The following is a 19205-nucleotide window of genomic DNA, read 5'->3' as shown; positions in this document are numbered from 1 at the left end:
TTCTTAAGCTACTTTCTTTTTAGGTTCAAATACAGCAGTATTTTCTGTTTTCTTCAGGCTGGTAGCACTTTTTGAATTTTGACTCAAAAAATGGAGTAATAAACTCGCACTAAGCCCCAAAAGAAAGATAAAATAAAAGAAAAAATTATCATCAACATGCTTAAAGTAAATGGCTAAAATGATAAAACAAATATTCGTAAAAGCCAGCACTAAAGTTGAGTATGCATGTCCCAACCCTAATTTCATGGTGAGGTGATGCAAATGATTTGTATCGGGAGAAAATGGCGACCGGCCATTAAATATTCTGATACTAAAAACCCTGAGTGTATCAAAAAATGGAATTATGATCACACAAATTGCGGCAGTAACTACATTATTAAATAAATAAGTATTTTCTACTCCTGGTAATTGATTTTTCTCGATAAAGGAGATTAAGGATATTGTAAGCAAAAAGCCAAGTGTCAATGCCCCGGTATCCCCCATAAAAATTTTTGAAGGTTCCCAATTATACCTTAAAAAGCCAATTATTCCTCCTGCAAAAACTAATAATATAGTAGCCATAAAAGTCTCCCCTGAAAAATATAACCATATCCCCAGGGTGATAAAAGCAACAGTTGCAAGAGTTCCTGCAAGCCCATCAAGCCCGTCAATTAAATTGAATGCGTTTGTAATGGTAATAATCGTAAAAATAGTGAGCATATAACTCGCCCATAAAGGAATTTCATTTAACCAGAATAATCCATAGAATGAGCTAATTCTTATGTCCTCAACCACCACTACAAGAATAACTGCTGGGACTAAGCCTAATAATTTGTATCGAGCAGTTAAATTATATAAATCGTCAAAAATCCCGGTAAGATTCACGATAAATAAGGCAATCAATATATTCCTGTATTCATAGATTGTATTTAAATCATTACATATTAGAATTGTAATAATTGCAGTAAAGAAAATGACCACTCCACCCATAGAAGGTTTCTGAACAGTATGAATTTTTCTTTCATTGGGTTTATCGAGAATTAATGAATTTTTGAAAAATTTTATCGCAAAAGGGAAAAGCACTAAACTTAAAACCAGTGCAATTAATGATTGAAGAACTGAGAATAGCATGAAATCCAGATGGGTTTGAGTTTCCTAGACAAAAAAAATATTAGTTAGAATATTAAAAAGTTTTATGATAAACGAGTTTAATATTTATCTATTTTTTAAAGCAAGAAATAATTCCCAAATTCTTTGAAACAAAAAAAGCAACCCAAAAGTGAGTTGCATTAAATCCCAAAATCAAAAATGTATTTTACTTTCCTTTGGCCTGAAACATTACCTTCACAGTAAGCAAAACAAGTTTCATATCGAAACCAATAGAAATATTATTTAAGTACAGAATATCATACCGTAACCTTTTCACCATTTCCTCTACGTTTTCGGCATAGCCAAACATGATCTGACCAATTGAAGTAATCCCTGGTTTCACGGCATGTAGTTTTTTATAATGTGGGGCAATTCTGATTATCTGATCGATAAAATGTTGTCTTTCTGGTCTGGGACCAACAATGGACATATCGCCAATAAGCACATTATAAAATTGAGGTATTTCATCTAATCTTGTTTTTCTTAAAAACCTTCCCCAAGGTGTAATCCTTGGATCAAAATCAGAAGAAAGTTTAGGACCCTGAATTTCAGAATCCACGTACATGCTCCTGTACTTAAATATCATAAAAGGTTGGCCCCATCGCCCTATTCTTTCTTGTTTATAAAACATTGGTCCATCCGAAGTTAGAACAGTAATAATACCGACCAACAAATAAATAGGAAAACCAACGATTAAAACCATTAAGGAAAAAATAATATCAAAAGACCTTTTTACGAATCGGATTTTGTAATCCTCAAGTGGGGATTTACTAATATTTAATACAGGAATGTAATCTAAATATTCAAGATCAATTCCTTTAGCCATAAACCCTCTAAAATCTGAGATCAATTTAATTTTAAGGAAGTTCGATTCTCCGTAATCTATCACCTGCTGAACTAAAGAATGTTCTAGCTGAGGCAAACAGCAATAAACTTCATGAATTTCATTTTTTTCAGCAAAATCTTTAATCATCTCAAGATTAAAATCTTTTTCACTTCCTCCAATACCCAGTTTATTCACTTTATATCCTAATTCTGGATGCCTCCTGAAAAACATGTTAAGTTCATCCGCCAGTTGACCACCTCCTAATATTAAGATATTCCGATTATTATACCCTTTAAGGCGATAATATTTAAGACTATAAACAAACAAAAATTTCCATACTAAAAGAAAACATAGAAAAACAAAATATGAAAGAAATAAATGTTCTCTTGAAAAATAATAGGTTTTAAAGACAACCCACGAGGAAACCACCACCAGAGCATGTAGCACTACCAAGGTAATAGATGATCCATAGACACCTGAAACAATGCTGGCTGCAATACGTGAAATGTTATAAGGCTTGCAAATTATAAGAAGCAACACCCAAACAATATTAAAAAATACTAACAGCCTAAAGTATTCATTGCTAATTGTCCAATTAAAACTCTCATCAAATTTGTAGTGGTAAGCAATAAAAAAAGACAAGTTTAATAAAAAAGCATCAACAATGGTTTGGATATACCTAATGTACTTGGAGTATCTTGTAAATTTTTGTGGCACAGCGTTAGGTTAATTTTATGAGATTTCTTTGTTTAAAAAATTTGAAGTTGCTCCTCTTCTCCTAAATCGATTCAAAACTATTAACTAAATAGTTTTGATTTAATTTCAATTTTAAAAATTCAGCATGCATGTAGGTAATTCCTCTTTTTAGCATAAAAAAAAATTGAAATAGCCTGTAAAATAGCAAATGGAGAGTTTTTGAAATATGCACGTCCATTACGTTCATGTAATTTATGGTACAAAAATTAATTTTACACATCTAAAAAATTATTTTCTAAATAGCAGGTTGAAATTATAATAAGCCAAATTTTCAATCTCTACGGTGGTTTTTTTTGAAACGCTGCAAAATTGTTAAAAAAAATTAAAAAAATTATTACCATTCATTATTATCTCCCTCACATGTTGTTATTCAGTGTAAAAACAATAATTGATCTTTCTTAAAAATCATCTGCTAGTATGACAATTATCATTTAAATCCGGCTAAAATATTTTTTCCTTTACCAGAATCTATAATCAATTTTTCTGAACCATGAAAAGGGAAACGATCATTATTATAGGAGGGCTTTCAGCTGGTCCTTCTGCTGCTGCCAAGGCCAGACGTACTAATGAACACAGCAGGATTATTTTGTTTGAAAGGTCAAATTTTTTAAGCTATGCTACCTGCGGAATTCCCTATGCCCTTTCAGGTAAGGTTAAATCAAGAGAAGAGTTGATGGTGGTTAGTGCCAAATTACTGAGGGACAGGTTCAAAATAGAAGTACATTTAAATGAAGAAATAATAGACATTGATTCCAAAGCTCAGGAGATAATAACCCAAAAAGGAGATAAATTCCCTTATGATAAACTAATTTTTGCCACTGGAACCAACGCCAACACTCCCCCTATCAAAGGTATAGAAACTTCTCAAAACTGGTCTCATTGCAAAACCATAGAAAATTTTGATAAAATAATTGCAGATAAAGTTTTAGAAAACTCACAAAATGTTGTAGTCATTGGGGCCGGGTTAATTGGCATTGAAGTTACCGAAAACCTGGTAAAAGCAGGGAAAAATGTGACTGTAATTGAGCTCTCCGGGCAGGTTTTGCCAATTTGGGAAAGCAAGTTTGGACGAATGGCTAAATCAGTTTTAGAAGAGCATGGCGTAATTGTAAAAACCAATGTGTTTGTTGTTGAATTCTTAAAAAACACCAGAGAAATATTATTAAATAATGGCGAAAAAATTAATTGTGATTACCTTATTGTAAGTGTAGGGGTAAAACCAAATACCGACTTGTTGTTAGCAGAAGGTGCTGAGCACCTGAAAAATGGGGCATTGGTTGTAAATGAAAAAATGGAAACCAGTATTCCAAATATTTATGCGGCCGGAGATTGTGCTAGTATAAAAAACCAAATAACCGGAAAACAAGATTATTTTCCCATGGGTACTCACTCAAATAAAGGGGGGAGAACGGCAGGGACCAACGCAGCTGGAGGGAATAATTCTTACAAAGGAGGATACGCCACCGGTATTGTAAAGGTGTTTGACTATACGCTTGGCCGAACCGGATTAAATGCCAAATCACTTAAAGAAAATGGAATCCCTTTCAAATCCAATTTTTTTATCGCCAAATCTACTCCTGGGTTTTATCCAAATGCCAAAGACATATTCATTGAAATTTATCACGATCCGGACTCGAAAGAAATAATTGGAGCAGAAATTTTTGGAGAATCCGGGGTGGATAAAAGGATTGATGTACTGAGCACTTGTATCTATGCAAAACTGAAAATTGATGATTTACCAAACCTGGATTTAGCCTATGCTCCTCCTTATTCCCCAGCAAAGGACCCTGTTATTGTAGCAGGATATATTGCAGATAATGCCAACTCTACTCACTTTGAGGAATGGAATGCTTGTGAACTTGATTCTTTTCTCAAGGCCACAAAGGAAGATTATCAACTGGTAGATGTACGTGAACCCTCTGAGTTGCAGAAATTTGGTCAAATTCCCCAGGCTAAAAACATTCCACTGGACCAACTTAGGGAAAATATTGAACTTCTGGATGTCGATAAAACCACAATAGTTTATTGCCAAAGGGGATTAAGAGGATATCTGGCAGCCTTAATTTTAGCAAGCAATCATTTTTCTTCTATCAAAAATCTAGGAGGTGGATATTTAGCCTGGAAAAAAATTATTAGGAAATCAGAAAATTCACTGGAAAAAAAACTTAACAATAACCTAACGGTCAGGTTGAACGGAAAACTGGAATCAAGCGAAGTATAACCACGTTTATTTATCTCAAAATATCACTTGTTTATTCTGCTTTGATGGCATTTACAGGATTCATTTGACTTGTTTTTACACAGTGAAAAGCAATCGTAAGCCATGCCAAAATCATGGTAAAAATGCCTCCCTGCATAAATAATGAAAAATCTATTGGAACTTTATAAGCAAAACCTTCAAGCCATAATGTGACTAGATAATAACTCATAGGAATGGTTATACAAAATGCCAAAAGGACCAACTTAATATAATTCCCCGATAGTAAAAAAATAAGCTGCCAGGGAGAAGCCCCTAAAACTTTTCGAATCCCTATTTCCTTTTGTTTTTGCTTAATTGTAAATGAGGATAACCCCAATAACCCAAGACAAGCTATGAAAATTGCCAAAATTGCAAAAAATTCTAATATACTTTCAAACCGTTTCTCAGACTTAAATTGATAATCAAAATCCTGATCTAAAAAGGAATACACAAAAGGATCTTCTTCCTGGAATTCCTTCCAACCTTCTTCTATCCAATTTAAAGACTGCTTTAATGGGGATTTGGGAGCTGTCCTTACTGCAATAAAATCACTCAGGAAATGAGGACGATAATACTGGAATGCCAGCGGTTTAATTTCCTCACGAAATGATTCAAAATTAAAATCTTTTACTACACCAATTACTTCAAGCCTTTCCTCATCATTTTCCCCTGGATTTTTTATCACCACTTTTCCAATGGGATTTTTTAAACCTAAAAGGCTTACAGCTTTTTCATTTAATATCAACCCATTTTTTGCTAAAGCCTCACTTTTAGAAAAACTCATTCCGGAAATCATTTCCATTTTTAGTACTTTCTGATAATCTTCATCAATCAAAGTCCAGTTTATTCCGGTTCTTGTCCCTGTTTCTTCAACTAAAAAATCACGTATGGGTAAATTTGACTTTGTAGGAAAATTTGTGGCAAAACTTACCTCCTTAATTGCTGGGTTTTGTTTGAGGTAATCTTTAAATTCCTCCCACCCATCGTCAATTTCCATATCATTTTTAATAATAATTACATTTTCCTTATCAAAGCCCAGGTCTTTTTGAGACATAAATTTTACCTGATCCTGAACTACCATAGTACAGATTATAAGACCAATGGAGATTACAAATTGAAAGACCACCAATCCACTTTTCAAAAAATGGCTTTCACTTTTATGCTTTTTAAACACTCCTTTTAGGATCTTTGTCGGTGAATAACCTGAAAATAAAACTGCCGGATACGCTCCTGCGAGCAGTCCGATTATCACAGAAACAGCAATCATCACGGGAAAAAATAAAGGAATTGATATCCAATTAAAAGAGAGATTTTTTCCTGTTAAACCATTAAATGGCACTCTTAACAACTCTGCCATTCCAAAAGCCAGAACAGTGGCTAAAAGAGTTAGTAAAACTGATTCAACCAAAAACTGTAAGACCAAAGCTGGTTTCCCGGAACCTAAAACTTTTTTTACTCCAACTTCTTTTAATCTTTTCAAAGATTGCGCAATTGATAAATTAATGAAATTGATTACGGCTAAAATTAAAATGATAGATGCAATTAAAATTAAGGCATTTACCATCAGTAGATTTCCATTGGCTTTTAATTCCCTAAGGTAATGGGAATGAAGATGAATATCTGCTACCGGCTGCAGCTGGTAAGTGATACCAGAGATTTCCGCATGGAGAGGATCTTTACCAGAAGAATTTTTGGAAAACGCAGGGCGGCAATATTCCATTGCAATTTGATCCAGTTTATTTTGTATCTTTCCTAAAGCTGCTGTTTCAATTTCAGGCTTCAATTTAAAATAGGTATAAACGATATTCCAAACCCACAAGTCATTATTCATAATTGCATTATTCCCATCTACACTACACAAAAAATCAAAAGAAAAATGAGTGTTTTCCGGTGGATCAACTATCCCTGTTATAACTTTTAAATTACCATCCCCACCTGTTTCTATCTTGTTACCCACAATCTCATGATTGTCAAATTTTTCTTGCCCAAAATATCTTAAGGCGGTAGCTTTACTAATTACCATGGATTCTGGTTGAGACAAAGCAGTGCGAATATCCCCACGAATAAAATTGAAATCTAAAATTCTTAAAAAATCCTTTTCTACATTAAAAACATTAGTTTCTCTAAAAACCTGATTTGAGAACTTATTTCCATCTATTTCAGGAAACCGCATGGTAATATCTCCAGATTTTGCTACCCTGGCTACATACTCAATTTCTGGAATTTGTGTTTGAATAACTTCTTTTAAGGGTGGCGGAGTAGTAGCAAAAATATCCGTGGAAGGATCATTTCCCCAAAAGGTATTTACCCGAAATGCTTTTTCATAATTCTGGTGGAACTGATCAAATGTCAGCTCATCATTTACATAAGATAAAATAAGAATACAACTTACAATCCCTACAGACAAACCCAGAATATTGAGAATGGTATAGAACTTTTGCCTTAATAGTATTCTTATTACAAATCGGATGGTATGCCAAATCATTTGATTCCCTTATTTACTTGTCTCTTAATTCTTCTCTAAAGGTACAATCCTAAATCCACCATTCATAACTAATTACAAATCAATAATTTACCCATATATCTTTACATTAGTTGAATATTTTAGTGTATCAATATTGTTACAGGTCCTGTTTCACTTCCGATACACAAACCATAGCGATTTTGGATACTGGAAAATTTAGCGCACGCCTAAAAAAAATTGTTTTTTCAGAAGTCATTTGATTTAAGATGCTTTTTGCAATACTTTTGCATCTGGATGAAAAAGCAAAAACAACATATCTTTATTTCCTGGATAGTCACATTGTTGATTATCTTCCAGCAGTGTGCCTTTTTGCCAATTCACCAGATTTTAGAGGATATTCATAATGATCATCAGGTAATCACCTATATTTCCAATCACCTGGAAAAGGGTAGCTCTTTGAATACCTTGGTTACACCTGCAAGTTTTGAGAATGATCATTGTAATCTTTGTGACTACTTTTTTTCTCAGGTAAGTATTGTAAATAATGTTCAATTAAATGGGGTAAAGAAGGATCTCATTCAAGCAAAGCCCTTTTGTATCCAATTTATTTCTTCCTGTAATTTAATTAAAGCCGGCAGTCGCGCCCCACCCTTCGCCTTAATTTCCTGACCTAAAACCCAGCCTTAATACTTGATTTTCCTAAAAATTAGTATGGAAATAAGCTGGTAAAAAATATTTTCCACCCCCAAATTTTTGGTCAATGGAATCATTGAAAACAGGCCTGATTTTAATTTGCTTAATTTTAGGTTTGCTGCCCTTAAAAACAACAGCACAAAACACATACTCCTTGCAGGGAAGACTTTCGGATAGTGAAGAAAACCCTATCATTGGAGCCACGATATGGCTTCCTGCCATAAATGAAGGGGCTATTAGTGATACGAATGGTAATTTTTATTTAAAAAACCTGCCTAAAGGTAACTACCCCATTCAAATCAACAACCTCGGATTTGAATCTTTTGAAACGACAATAGCAGTTCCTTCCAATGAAATACTAACATTTCATTTGGAAAAGGCAGCACAATTACTTGATGATATAACTGTGGAAGGAGTCAGGCAGGCAGAGACTATGAACTCTTACTCTACTCTTTCAGGGTTCGAACTTGACCAAAAAAGTGGAAAATCACTTGGTGAAACACTTGAAAGTATATCGGGTGTAAATACCTTAAAATCAGGTCCGGGAATATCCAAACCAATTATTAATGGCCTGCATTCCAACAGAATTCTAATTTTAAATAATGGTATCCGGCAGGAAGGACAGCAGTGGGGAGTAGAACATGCTCCTGAAATTGATCCTTTTGTTTCTGAAAATATTCAGGTAATAAAAGGTGCCGAATCTGTTAAATATGGAGCTGATGCCATGGGAGGAGTGATTATTTTAAATCCACCTAAACTTCCCAGAAAAAAGGGATTACAGGGAGAAGTTCAACTGTCTGGCTCTACCAATGGCAGACAGGGAGTAGTTGCTGGTAAACTTGAAGGGGGGATTAAAAATATGGAAGGTTTTGGCTGGAGAATTCAGGGAAGTGGTAAAAAAGCTGGAGATTTCCATACCCCAGATTATTTTCTCACCAATACAGGATTAAATGAATTAAATTTTTCAGGAGGAGCCGGATACAACAGGGAAAAATTTGGCTTAAATGTATTCTTTAGCCAATACAACAATGAAATTGGAATTTTAAGAGGTTCGCATATTGGGAATATCACAGATTTGGAAGAAGCCATTGACCGGGAAGTTCCTTTCTTTACCGAGGATAATTTTTCATATGACATCAATAACCCAAGACAAAAAATAAAACATACTTTATATAAAGCTGAGGGATATTACCATTTCTCAGCACTTTCAGAATTAAGTTTTCAATATGGATACCAATCTAATGGCAGACAAGAATTTGATGTGAGAAGAGGGGACAGAAATAATAAACCTTCATTGGATTTGGAACTTAATACCCACAGCCTGGATATTCAATTGAAAAAATCACAAAGCAAATTTCTTATTGGTTCTCTGGGAATAAATGGATTAATTCAACAGAATAGTAATATCCCGGGAACAGGAGTCCGTCCGCTTATTCCTAATTTCAATAGCAATAATTTTGGTGTTTATATTATTGAAAAATATATCAGAAACCAATGGGAACTGGAATTAGGCGGCAGGTATGATTTTAGAAACCTGGAGGTTTTTAGAATAAATCAGGAAAATGAACTCGAAACTCCGGTTTACAATTTTCACAATTTATCCGGTAATATTGGAGCAACCTACTTTTTCCGAGATGATTTTTTCGTCTCCAGTAATTTGGGAACCGCCTTCAGGCCTCCACATGTAAGTGAATTATTTAGCGAAGGGTTACACCACGGTGCAGCGTCCATTGAGGAAGGTAATCCTGATCTAATTACTGAAAAAGCCTTTAAATGGGTTAATAACTTAAGTTTCAGTAAGGGAAAAATTAAACTGGAAGCATCTGCCTATTATAATCTGGTAAATAATTACATTTTCCTGGAACCACAGGATGAATTTCGATTAACCATTAGAGGAGCTTTCCCCGTTTTTAAATACCAACAAACGGATGCCAGGATAATGGGTACAGACCTCGATTTTCAATTTGAATTTCTGGAGGATTTCCATTATTTATCAAAATTTAGTTTGGTGAGAGGTAGAGATCTGACACAAAATACAGATTTAATATACATGCCTGCTGACAGATGGACCAATGGGATTCATTTCCACAAAGAGTTTTCAAAAACCATTCAAGAGCTTCACGTATCCACAGAGTTGGCTTATGTTGCAACACAATACAGAGCTCCGGATACCGATTTCACTACGCCTCCAAAGGGTTATACACTTTTAAACTTAAACCTGGATATTGCCCTACCCGATTCAAAACTAAATACCACTTTTGGAATCAGTATTGAAAACTTACTGAATACAAGATACCGGGATTATCTTAACAGAATGAGGTATTTCGCAGATGACCTAGGTCGAAATATTACCCTGCGAGCCAAATTCAAATTCAACTAGGATACCCTTTTCTAATTTCTAATTTCTAATTTCTAATTTCTATATCATGATGAACATTTTTAAACTGAAACACATTTATTTTTTACTTGTTTTTTCTTTAGGGATTCTTGGCGCATGTGATGACAACGAAGAGCCTGAACCCGAGAATGAAGAAGAAGAAATCACTACTCTAAATCTTACTTTTACCCCACAAGGTGGCGGAACGGTTGTAAATGCAAGCTGGAAAGATTTAGACGGTGATGGAGGTAATGCTCCGGAAATCTCAGATATTACGCTGGAAAATAACAAAACCTATTTATTGGAAATTGAGCTATTAAACGAAAATGAAACACCAACCGAAGACATTACCGAAGAGGTGAAAGAAGAAGCTGCCGAACACCAGTTCTTTTATGGAGGGACCGCTGTTTTCACCAATTATATCAATGTAGCTTATGCAGATAAAGAATCTGATTATCCTCCAAACACAGGAGACAACCCCGTTGGTCTGAAAGGAACTATTAGTAGCATTAAGGCTGGAAATGGTACTTTTCAAATTGTTTTGAAACATGAGCCAGACAAAGATGCTACTGGAGTTTCCGATGGGGATATTACCCTTTCCGGTGGGGAAACTGATATTGACGTATCATTTAATATGACAATTCAATAATTCTGAACTTTCCGGTTTTATTTACATTAATGTTAATAATGTAACATCTAATTCACACAAGTCTGCTTTTAAATTCATTAATTCATAATCAAAAAGATTTGAATACCAGCTGTTTAGTATAAATATTTGGACATTATTTTAATATAATGTTAAAGAATTATTTCAGTTGACAGTAAAAAAGAGGGTTTTAATTCCTCCGATCTTCATAAAAAATTATAAACCATTTAGTTATTTCTTTATAAAGACATTGTTTTATTAGCCCTCTAATAAAATCAAAATAATTCCTATTAGTAGGAATAATGTGAATCGAAACATCCTGGGTGCTGCACAGGATGTTTTTTATTTCACTAAAGTTGTCGATTTTAAATAACAAGGAGAAATGGAATTGAAAGATAAACTGGGTATTTGCCGTATGAAGGATGTACCCTGAACAACTTCATTTCCATGTAATCAATATTTAAAGGTTTGATAAAGGATTTTTTTTGAGAGACGCTGGAATTATTCGAATCTTTGAAAATGCAATGAAACGGGATTAAATCAGATTTCAAAATGATTAGTGAATTGGAGGAGTATAAGTCGTCAAATCAAATAAAAAACAGTTCTATTGACAATGATGAGGAGGATAGGCTTTTGCTTTTAAAATTAAAGCAAAATAACCGGTCTGCCCTTAACAATCTATTTGATAAATATTATAATCAGCTTTGCAATTTTTGTCATTTTTTAATTGAACAAAAAGAAGAATCAGAAGAAATCGTCACTGATTTATTTCTTAAAATCTGGCAAAACAGGGCTACATTGCAAATTCATTCTAATTTGCGGGCTTATTTATTTTCCTCCATAAAATATAGAGCCTCAGCGTATTTTAAATCCAGGAAAAACAAAGAAAGGAAAAACCTTGAGGACTATCCTGATTTTCTCGTGTCTGAAAACCAGGCCGATTCAGAACTTTTGATCAATGAACTAAGTACTGAGCTTAATTTATTTCTTAACGCCATTCCGGAGCCCGGCCGGACTATTTTCAGACTCAGCAAAACAGAAGGAATGAAATACAAGGAAATTTCCCAAATTATGAATATTTCGGAAAAGACAGTGGAAAACCACCTTCTATTAGTCGTAAAAAAACTAAAGTCTATTATTTTCCCAAATTCCAATGCCTAAGTAAAGTTGAAAATACAAAGTCGGGTATTTTAGAAAGCTCTATTCATCTTTAATAATTTCAAGTATATTCATTTTTTATTCAAACAATCCACTTCTTTTTCACATTTACTTCACATATCATTAAAATTCCATTATTCGGAAACTTTAAAAAATACACTCTACTCCATTGAAAGCATAAAGTTTAAATACGGACGATGGAGGAAAAATTCGAAAGATTGGCATTACGATTCTTCAATAAGGAAGCCACAAAAGAGGAAATCGACAGTTTAAAAAAATTGATTAATGAAAATGAGTTTTTCAAAAGAGAATTTGAAACGCTCAAAATCACATGGGAAAAAGAAATATTTCCTCAACAGAAATTTGATTTGGCAAGAGGGCGAAAAATTCTAAATCAAAAAATAGATGAAAGCCCAACCACCAAAACGAGACAGTTGCATACTACAACACTCAACCGCAGACAGGTTTTTGCTTTTGCTGCATCGGTCAGTGTTGTACTGATATTTTTATCCGGGTTATTTCTTAATCGAAATTTTTTCCAGTTCAATAATTCCCCCATCGTCCAAATGGTAGAAAAATTTGTTCCGGCAGGGAAAAAACAAACCATCCGACTTAAGGACGGTACAATGGTAAAACTAAATGCCGAAACAAAACTCATGTTTCCGAAAAACTTCAAAAGCACTGAAAGAGTCGTTCATTTGGAGGGTGAAGCTTTTTTTGAAGTAGCCCGGGACACATCAAGACCATTCAAAATTATTAGTGGAGAGTTGGAAACTCAGGTATTAGGCACAAGTTTCAATATTTCGGCTTATCCTGAAAACAAGGAAATAAAAGTTTCGGTTGCCACCGGAAAAGTGGAAGTGAAAAACAAGAATAACAAGGTACACTTAATTCCGGGAGAGCAGGTGATTTTTTCTAAACAGGACGCCAGCCTCATCGAAAAACCATTTAATTATAAACAAGAATTTTCATGGAAAGACAGCACCTTATTTTTTGAAGATACCCCAATGTCTTTGGTAGCAAAAAGTATGGAACGGTGGTATGGCATAAGCATCAAGTTTGAAAACCAGGAAATTTTGGATTGCCAGTTAACAGGAGAATTTAAAAATGAATCACTCATCAATGTATTGGAGAGTATCAAATACACCAATGACATCACCTATAGAATAGTAAACGAAACCATTTTTCTGGATGGAAAAGGATGTGATTAAAACAAATTATTTATCAAGCATAAACTTAAAATTTAAATAAATCATGAAACCAAAATTACTTAATCAGATTACCCAAAAGGGCATGTTGTTATTGATTAGTTTAGTGTTTTCTGCCGCATTTCAATCAGTTCAGGCAGGAGAAAAAGTGAAAAGTATTGATGAAATCAGGATTTCCATTCAATTGGAAAATGAACCATTAAAAACTGCATTCAAAAAAATTGATAAGAAAACCGGTCTCAAGTTCATGTATAACAGCCGAATGGTGGCTTTAGACAAAAAAGTGAACATTTCTGAAAAGGATAAAAGTGTAAGAGAAATATTAACCCAGATTGCCAAAGAAACGGGATTGAGTTTCAAGCAGATCAATAGAAATATCTTAGTAAAAGCTAATATTGCCGGCCCAACCAAAAAGGAATTGAGAGCCATGGAAAGGGAGGCCTTTGGTGTTTTGAAGGGAAAGGTTTCTGATGAAAACGGGCTTGGATTACCAGGTGCAACGATTTTGGTCACTGATGTAAATGGAACAGGAGCCGTTTCGGACGAAAACGGAGAGTTTATTATTTTGAATGTCCCCACCGGCCCTCACCAATTGAAAATTACTTACATCGGGTATAGCGATTTGGAAAAAGAAATTGAGATATCAGGTGGTGTAACCAATGAAATTAAAATTTCTCTTGAACCAGGGGTAACTGTTGGTCAGGAAGTGTTGATATTAGGGGACAGGCTGAAAGGGCAGGCAAAAGCCATTAACCAGCAAAGAACCAATCCAAATATTACCAATATTGTGGCTGCAGATCAGATCGGTAGATTTCCAGATGCGAATATCGGAGATGCCATGAAAAGAATCTCTGGTATAACTATCCAAAATGATCAGGGTGAAGCCAGAGATATTATCATTAGAGGTTTAGCGCCACAACTTAACTCTGTCATGATCAATGGAGAAAGAATTCCTTCTGCCGAAGGAGACAATAGAAGAATCCAGTTGGATTTGATTCCTGCCGACATGGTCCAAACTATTGAAGTTAATAAGGCCTTAACCCCTGACATGGATGCTGATGCTATTGGAGGATCCGTAAACCTGGTCACTCGAAGTACTCCTGATGGACTTAGAGTTTCCGGTACCTTGGGAACAGGAATGAATTTTTTAAGCAATAAGCCTATCTGGACAGGTGCTTTGGTAATCGGTGATAGAATTGCCAATGACAAACTTGGCGTAATTTTGAGTACCTCTTACAACAACCACAACTTTGGTTCAGATAACATTGAAGCTGTTTGGATTGATACCGATGACGGACCTATTCTGGATGAATTTGATTTAAGAACCTATTATGTACAAAGGGTAAGAAGAAGTATTTCCCTTGGACTAGACTATGAATTTAATCCTAATAATAAAATCTATCTGAATGGGATGTATAATTGGAGAGATGATTGGGAAAACAGGTACAGATACAGAGTAGGACAAATTGAAGATGCCTACGAGAACGGAAATCTTGATCCCTCAGATGAAGACTATGATCCTGAAGCCTGGATTCCACTTGCACCTGGTTTATACCAAACAAAGGGTAGAATTGAAAGAGAAACAAAGGGTGGAATTGACAGTGACAGAGGAAAACAAAAAAGGCTTGAAGATCAAAGAGTTTACAATTTGACTTTAAAGGGTGATCACCTGATTGCGAGCAAACTAAAAATGGACTGGTCAGTTACTTATGCTAAAGCATCGGAAGACAGAGTAAATGAAAGGTACATTAGCTACAGAACAAGTGATTTGCCTGTTTTAATGGATATAAGAGATCCTAATAAGCCTCAGGTTACTTCTTTAAATGAAAATCAATTCCAGACTCTAGAATTAAATAGTATTTCCGATGAAACTCAGATGACTTATGAAAGGGATATTAATGGTAGACTGGATTTCAGACTTCCCATTGGTAAAAATGGTATTTTTAAATTCGGAGGAAGATACAGAGGTAAAGAGAAAAAAAGAGATAATATTTTTTCTGAATTTGAACCTTTGGATGTGGAATCATTTGGAGAATATATGGGAGATGTACCTACAGAAGATCAATCCAAATCAGATTTCCTTGCCGGAGAAAAATACCAGGCTGGTTATTTTGTAACCAAACAGTTTTTGTCTCAGCTGGACTTAAAAAATTCTGATATTTATGAGGAAAGTGATGAAATGGGTGAATACATTCCCGGCAATTACAAAGCCACTGAAAATATAATTGCTGCATACGCTATGGCAGATTACCAATTCTCGGAAAAATTCTTTGCACTTGCTGGTGTAAGAATGGAAAACACTCAAATTGATTATCAGGGATTTTCTTTTAATTTCGATACAGAAGAAATTGGCACTACGGAAGGTACCGATAGCTATACCAATGTTTTGCCTTATCTCCACCTGAAATATAATTTGAATGAAAATAAGGTTTTGAGATTTGCAGTAACCCAAACTTTAGCCAGACCTGACTATTTTAAATTAGTACCTTTTGAAGCATTTGATCCGGATGGACCAGAACTGGAAGCAGGAAATCCAAAGCTTAAACCTTCAGTTTCTACCAACCTTGATTTTATGGCAGAAAACTACTTCAAATCTATTGGATTAGTTTCTGCAGGAGGTTTTTACAAAAACATTCAGGATTTCATTTACACAAGAGTAGAAGAAAACTATACGCACCCAGTTTACGGGGATGACATCGAATTTGTGACTTACCAAAATGGAAACGCAGTGGATGTTTATGGTTTTGAATTAGCATTTCAAAGACAATTGGATTTTTTACCTGGATTTATGAAAGGCCTTGGTATATACCTTAACTATACCAACACTAATTCCACCGCAAGCGGTATTCAGGGAAGAGAGGAAGAAAAAATGGTTCTTCCCGGCACGGCAAAACACATGTTTAATGGTTCCTTATCCTACGAGACTAAAAAACTGGTTTTAAGACTTTCACTAAACCATGCATCAGATTATCTTGATGAACTTGGCGGAGATACTTTTGAGGATAGGTTCTACGATAAACAAACATTTCTTGATTTCAACGGATCTTATGCTTTTACTCCAAAATGGAGATTATTCGTAGATGTAAATAACATTACCAATCAACCACTTAGATATTATCAGGGAGTAAGCAGCAGAACTATGCAGGCTGAATACTACAACCTTAGAATGAATGTAGGTGTTAAATTCGATCTTTTTAATAAATAATCATTCAAGATTTTACATATGAGATACGAAACGTTCCGGGAGATTCCCGGAATGTTTTTTTTTAACTTTAAATAAATAATTTATGAGAAATCTAACTTTATATATCATCTTTTTCCAGTTTGTTTTGGCTTCCTGTAATTCGAATCAGCCAAATAGTGACGTATCGGTTATTGATACTTTAAGTCATCATCAGTCCTTATCTCCTGCCCTTATCACTGAACCTTCACTTTATGATACAGATGATCCTGCCATTTGGATCAACAAGCAGGATATTTCTAAAAGTTTAATCCTAGGAACAGATAAAGGGGATGATTTTGATAAAAATGCAGCTTTAATGGTCTATGATCTGGAAGGAAAAATCGTCAAAGATAAATCAGTTACCGGCCTAACGCGGGTGAATAATGTGGATATAGCCTATGGATTTCAGGTTAATGGAAATCCTACTGACATTGCTCTGGTAACAGAAAGAGGCCGTGATCTTTTAAGAATTTTCAGCATTCCGGAAATGGATTCAATTGATAATGGGGGGATACCGGTTTTCGAAGGAGAGGACATAAAAAGTCCCATGGGCATTGCCTCCTACCGATCTCCTGAATCTGGTAAATTCTATGCCATTGTTAGCAGAAAAGGAGGTGAAAGCGAAAGTTATTTATGGCAGTATGAGCTAAAAGAAAATGAAGGATCGGTTAGTGCAGAGTTGGTCAGAAAGTTCGGAAAATTTGAAGGGGGAAAGGAGATTGAATCCATTGCTGTAGATGAAGAATTAGGCTATATCTATTTTTCGGATGAGGGTAAAGGAGTTAGAAAATATTATGCAGAACCAGCCATGGGCAATGAAGAACTCGCACTTTTTGCCACTGAAGGTTTTACAGATGATCACGAAGGAATTTCCATTTATAAATTTCCCGATGGTACAGGCTATATTTTGGTTAGCGATCAGCAAGCCAACAAATTTCATATATTCCCAAGAGAAGGAACTACCGAGAATTCTCATCAGCACGATTTACTAAAGGCAGTACAAGTCTCTACAAGGGAAAGCGATGGTAGTGAAATTACTTATCAAACCTTCAATGGGAAGTTTCCTGGAGGTCTTTTTGTAGCCATGTCTGATGATAAAACCTTTCATTTTTACAACTGGGCAGATATTGCCGGAGATGATCTGAAAGTTTACAAGGAGGCTAATTGATTTTTCAGTTTTTACCAATTCAGGAATTTAGAGTCATAAGTTCCTGAATTGGTAATTCCATTTTCCATTAGTTCAAAATAATTTCTGTTTCCTGAAAAAGCTGATTTTCAGTCCCTCTCACCTCAAATACAGCTTCCAATGGAGCTGAGTCCCAATCAATTTTTATAATGCCAAAGTTCTTTTTTATAATTAAATCCCCTACCCTGTACTTATTTTCTTCGGTATCCAAATCATTTCCCCAAGTGTGGGTAAGCCCACTTGAGGTAAACTCATAAATCGGTTCTTGTTGCCCGGGAAGTTCAATTTTAGAAATTTCGGCAATATGTCTGTCCCCGCTTATTAAAATGATACCTTTCGCTTTTGAATTGGAAATAAGTTCTAAAAACCTGGTTCTGGCCTTCGGGAAGTTATCCCACTTTTCATAAACCTGTTCCTCCGGTAAAACCTGAATTCCGCTGGCAATTATGTTTACCCGGGCATCACTATTCTCCAATTCTTTTTCCAACCATTTCCATTGCTCCTCCCCCAGAATATCCCCTTTTTCATTAATTTCATATCTTTTCAAAGTATCTTCAGAGTCTTCCAGCTCGTCTCTAAAATATCGGGCATCCAATAAAATGATTTTCACTTTTTTATCTGCATTTCCAAAACTGAATGCATTGTAAGCACCTTCCCTGCCCCATACTGCATTTGACTTGGGCACATCCAGGAAATCCAATAAAATATCCCTGCTTTCTTCCTTCATTTTATAGTTTTTATCTCCATCATTTACACCATAATCGTGGTCATCCCAAATACCAATGGTGGGAATGTTTTTTATGAATTCGGCATAAACAGCATTACTTTTCTGTAGGTCATACTTGCCTTTCAACACCTCTATATCTTCCGAATCCCCATAAATTATATCCCCAAGCCAAACCCAAAGATCAGGGGTATTTTTCCTGATTTCCGGCCAAATAACCTGTTCATCATATTCATGGTTGCACGAACCAATGGCAATAGTAGAAAGCTGGATTTCAGGATTTTCTTTGTTTATTATTAATTTATTTTCAGGAGGTATTTCAGTTGAATGACCTTCCTTTGACTTCTCTTCACAACTCCAAAGAGATACCGACATGGAAAGGATTAATATGTAACTAGAATAGTAAAAGAAATTTTTAATTGACATTTTGCTTATCTTATTTAATTGTGGTGATATTTAAGTATGCAAATTAGAAATTTCAGCTTTTACAAACCACCCCTCCAAATGAATTAATCATCAACTTTAAACTCTCTGAAACCATTCGTAAAAAACCATCAGCATAAATCCATTTCTTTTA

Annotated in this window: 12 protein-coding genes; 8 read left to right on the top strand and 4 right to left on the bottom strand. The window is 35.0% G+C overall.

The window, feature by feature from the left end:
- Positions 1-3 precede the first annotated feature (3 nt).
- Both A3EM_RS41640 and A3EM_RS0105660 read right to left on the bottom strand, forming a co-directional pair.
- A complete protein-coding gene (locus A3EM_RS41640) occupies positions 4-1110 on the bottom strand; it encodes an MraY family glycosyltransferase (RefSeq protein ID WP_020527205.1) in 1107 nt (368 codons plus the stop codon).
- 184 nt (positions 1111-1294) lie between these two features.
- The gene (locus tag A3EM_RS0105660; protein WP_020527204.1) at positions 1295-2671 is read right to left on the bottom strand and encodes a sugar transferase; all 1377 of its coding nucleotides are present in this window, start codon (positions 2669-2671) and stop codon (positions 1295-1297) included.
- 529 nt (positions 2672-3200) lie between these two features.
- Between A3EM_RS0105660 and A3EM_RS41635 the strand changes: the two genes are divergently transcribed.
- Positions 3201-4931 carry an FAD-dependent oxidoreductase gene (locus tag A3EM_RS41635; RefSeq protein WP_020527202.1) on the top strand — a complete coding sequence of 577 codons (1731 nt, stop codon included), beginning with the start codon at positions 3201-3203 and terminating at the stop codon, positions 4929-4931.
- A gap of 31 nt (positions 4932-4962) precedes the next feature.
- On the opposite strand, the gene A3EM_RS0105645 is transcribed toward A3EM_RS41635, so the two are convergent.
- On the bottom strand, positions 4963-7434 hold the full coding sequence (locus tag A3EM_RS0105645) for an ABC transporter permease (RefSeq protein ID WP_020527201.1): 2472 nt from the start codon (positions 7432-7434) through the stop codon (positions 4963-4965).
- A 273-nt stretch (positions 7435-7707) separates the two neighbouring features.
- On the opposite strand from A3EM_RS0105645, the gene A3EM_RS0105640 reads away from it, so the two are divergent.
- From A3EM_RS0105640 to A3EM_RS0105610, 7 genes are all read left to right on the top strand, one after another.
- Positions 7708-8082: a hypothetical protein gene (locus tag A3EM_RS0105640; protein ID WP_020527200.1), complete on the top strand. Its 375-nt coding sequence runs from the start codon at positions 7708-7710 to the stop codon at positions 8080-8082.
- A gap of 91 nt (positions 8083-8173) precedes the next feature.
- Positions 8174-10486, top strand: a complete 2313-nt coding sequence (locus tag A3EM_RS0105635) for a TonB-dependent receptor (RefSeq protein WP_020527199.1) — start codon at positions 8174-8176, stop codon at positions 10484-10486.
- A gap of 46 nt (positions 10487-10532) precedes the next feature.
- Positions 10533-11132: a hypothetical protein gene (locus A3EM_RS0105630; protein WP_020527198.1), complete on the top strand. Its 600-nt coding sequence runs from the start codon at positions 10533-10535 to the stop codon at positions 11130-11132.
- A 549-nt stretch (positions 11133-11681) separates the two neighbouring features.
- Complete coding sequence (locus A3EM_RS0105625) at positions 11682-12290, top strand: RNA polymerase sigma-70 factor (RefSeq protein WP_020527197.1); 609 nt, start codon at positions 11682-11684, stop codon at positions 12288-12290.
- Positions 12291-12484: 194 nt separating this feature from the next.
- The gene (locus tag A3EM_RS0105620) at positions 12485-13498 is read left to right on the top strand and encodes a FecR domain-containing protein (protein WP_020527196.1); all 1014 of its coding nucleotides are present in this window, start codon (positions 12485-12487) and stop codon (positions 13496-13498) included.
- A 43-nt stretch (positions 13499-13541) separates the two neighbouring features.
- Positions 13542-16700, top strand: a complete 3159-nt coding sequence (locus A3EM_RS0105615; RefSeq protein WP_020527195.1) for a TonB-dependent receptor — start codon at positions 13542-13544, stop codon at positions 16698-16700.
- A gap of 82 nt (positions 16701-16782) precedes the next feature.
- Positions 16783-17886, top strand: coding sequence for a phytase (locus A3EM_RS0105610; RefSeq protein WP_020527194.1), 1104 nt, complete (start codon positions 16783-16785; stop codon positions 17884-17886).
- Positions 17887-17953: 67 nt separating this feature from the next.
- Here the strand turns inward: A3EM_RS0105610 and A3EM_RS41630 are convergent, their stop codons facing one another.
- Positions 17954-19054 (bottom strand): alkaline phosphatase D family protein, encoded by a 1101-nt coding sequence (locus A3EM_RS41630; protein WP_157637749.1) that lies wholly within the window; start codon positions 19052-19054, stop codon positions 17954-17956.
- Between the last annotated feature and the right edge of the window lie 151 nt (positions 19055-19205).

Origin of the sequence: Flexithrix dorotheae DSM 6795, assembly GCF_000379765.1 — a bacterium.
Lineage (GTDB): Bacteria > Bacteroidota > Bacteroidia > Cytophagales > Flammeovirgaceae > Flexithrix > Flexithrix dorotheae.
The sequence above is the reverse complement of the archived record's forward strand: the minus strand, read 5'-3'. Positions and strand labels throughout refer to the sequence as shown.

Bases quoted from the DNA above. Each gene is read 5' to 3' on its own strand.
- A3EM_RS41635 (WP_020527202.1), top strand. From the start codon at position 3,201: ATGAAAAGGGAAACGATCATTATTATAGGAGGGCTTTCAGCTGGTCCT.
- A3EM_RS0105630 (WP_020527198.1), top strand. From the start codon at position 10,533: ATGATGAACATTTTTAAACTGAAACACATTTATTTTTTACTTGTTTTT.
- A3EM_RS0105625 (WP_020527197.1), top strand. From the start codon at position 11,682: ATGATTAGTGAATTGGAGGAGTATAAGTCGTCAAATCAAATAAAAAAC.
- A3EM_RS0105640 (WP_020527200.1), top strand. From the start codon at position 7,708: ATGAAAAAGCAAAAACAACATATCTTTATTTCCTGGATAGTCACATTG.
- A3EM_RS41630 (WP_157637749.1), bottom strand. From the start codon at position 19,054: ATGTCAATTAAAAATTTCTTTTACTATTCTAGTTACATATTAATCCTT.
- A3EM_RS0105645 (WP_020527201.1), bottom strand. From the start codon at position 7,434: ATGATTTGGCATACCATCCGATTTGTAATAAGAATACTATTAAGGCAA.
- A3EM_RS0105620 (WP_020527196.1), top strand. From the start codon at position 12,485: ATGGAGGAAAAATTCGAAAGATTGGCATTACGATTCTTCAATAAGGAA.
- A3EM_RS0105635 (WP_020527199.1), top strand. From the start codon at position 8,174: ATGGAATCATTGAAAACAGGCCTGATTTTAATTTGCTTAATTTTAGGT.
- A3EM_RS41640 (WP_020527205.1), bottom strand. From the start codon at position 1,110: ATGCTATTCTCAGTTCTTCAATCATTAATTGCACTGGTTTTAAGTTTA.
- A3EM_RS0105610 (WP_020527194.1), top strand. From the start codon at position 16,783: ATGAGAAATCTAACTTTATATATCATCTTTTTCCAGTTTGTTTTGGCT.
- A3EM_RS0105615 (WP_020527195.1), top strand. From the start codon at position 13,542: ATGAAACCAAAATTACTTAATCAGATTACCCAAAAGGGCATGTTGTTA.